The 1,947-nt window shown below is 27.9% G+C and carries 1 protein-coding gene; it reads right to left on the reverse strand.

The features are described from left to right. Positions 1–381 precede the first annotated feature (381 nt). Complete coding sequence (locus DIU01_RS04975) at positions 382–1,395, reverse strand: LytTR family DNA-binding domain-containing protein (protein ID WP_290832138.1); 1,014 nt, start codon at positions 1,393–1,395, stop codon at positions 382–384. Between the last annotated feature and the right edge of the window lie 552 nt (positions 1,396–1,947).

Here is a 1,947-nt window from a genome sequence, read left to right on the forward strand (position 1 = left end):
AAATAAAAAAGCATTAAAACAATTGGGATTGTTTTAATGCTTTAATGAGCCAAAATTTAGTATAAATCTACTATTTACTTATTAAATTTCATGAAGTAATACTGTAGAAAATCTAAATCTTCACTTACGCATGTAGAAATTTTTGTAAACAAAATAAATTAGTGAGCCAACGACAGGAATAATAACTATCACAAAAGTCCAATTAGTCCTAGCTCTTTTAGACAATAATGTATTATTAAATAAATCATAATATGAATATATTATGATTAAAATACAAAAGGATGCTATTAAATACAACATATTAAAAAGATTAAATTTATCTAAACAATTATAAGGTAAAAACAATTTCTGTAGAACTTAAGTATGCTATTTAGCAAAAATCTATATCTCCAAGTAATTACCAGATGCGATTGTAGCAATTATGGCATCGATGTTTTCTTTGTAAGATTTAGAAAACGGAAGTTTTGTAGTGGTATTTTTAATATGGCAAACGGCGTTACCAGTATGAATTCTCGACACATAATCAATGTTAACGATGTAACTGTTGTGAATTCTAACAAACGGATAGGTCAACAATCCTTCAAAATGCTTTAAGGTTTTGAATGCCGTAATCATTTCGCCAGTATTCAAGTGAATATCCGTAGAATTGTTATCGGCTTGAAGGTAACAAATGTCTTTTGCTTCTATGTAACGGTAATCACCATAAGATTTTACACAAATAATAAGTGGTTTTTCTTTAGTGTTTTCGGTTTGAAGTAACGTAACAGATTTATCTTCAACATCTGTATTTTTATCTTCAACTACTGCAATTACCTCTTCAGATTCGATAATATCATTTGAATATTCATCTGTAATTAAATCATTTTCAATAAGCTCTTCAGAAATTGATTCTTCAACAAGTTCGTTTAAAACTACTTCATCTGAATCAGTTGCTACAGTTTCATGAATTTCTACAGGATTAACATTAGAAACTTGAACCGGATTCTGCGTTTTTGGAGCAATCACAGTATTCGATTCTAACTCTTTATCTAACCTAAAAATGGTTTTACGTACTTCTTTAGTTTCAATTGGATTGATTAAATAGTCGAATACGCCATATTTAAAGGCATTTAAGCAAAGTGAATCGTTTTTAGTAGTTACGATAACCTTTGGAACTTTTGATAGATAACGATAAAGCTCATTGATTAAAGCCAATGATAGATTGGATTCTTTCTCCAACGGATCGATTTCTAGGAAAATAACATCCGGATTATGTTCTAAAACAATATCAATTCCGTCGTCATAATTATCTGCCATAGCCAAAAAATGTAGGTTTGAAAAACTTTCGGCCGTGGCTTTAGTTTTCAACCTATTTTTATGGTCGTCATCGATAATTACAAACGTAAAATTCTTCAATTGCCTTACTTTTGGGGGTAAAGCATTAGTTTTTGAGATAAAATCTCGAGTTAATATTAAGTAGCTTGGGGCTAATTTGTTACAAAAACATTAGAAAATAATGGTTTTAAAACGTCACTAAATTAGGTGATTTGCTTTTTATTTTGAAAGTAATACAATCTGATTACTACACATTTGAAGGATTTTTAGTTGAACGGAAAAAATAGCCGATTAAAAACATTTTAATTTAGGTTTTTTCTTACTTTTTTCTGTAGAATTAGTACTACCTTAATAATCTGAAACTAATTACTTTACGGTAGAAGAATTCAAAACAAATCCTAGCTAATAAATGTTATAAAATAAATGGGAAACATGCCGATTTTTAGCGTTATTTATAGCCTAAAAAGAAATATGGTAATATTTCGATATGTAAAATAGTTTAAATAACTATAACAATAATAAAATCAACAGATAAGAATGATTTACAACATTTTAATTTTAATCAATTTTACTCCAAAAAGACTATGATTTTTTAAATTATGTTTCATAAATTTGAATCATCAATTTTAAGAT

Source organism: Flavobacterium sp. (assembly GCF_003525665.1).
In the GTDB taxonomy this organism is placed as follows: Bacteria; Bacteroidota; Bacteroidia; order Flavobacteriales; family Flavobacteriaceae; genus Flavobacterium.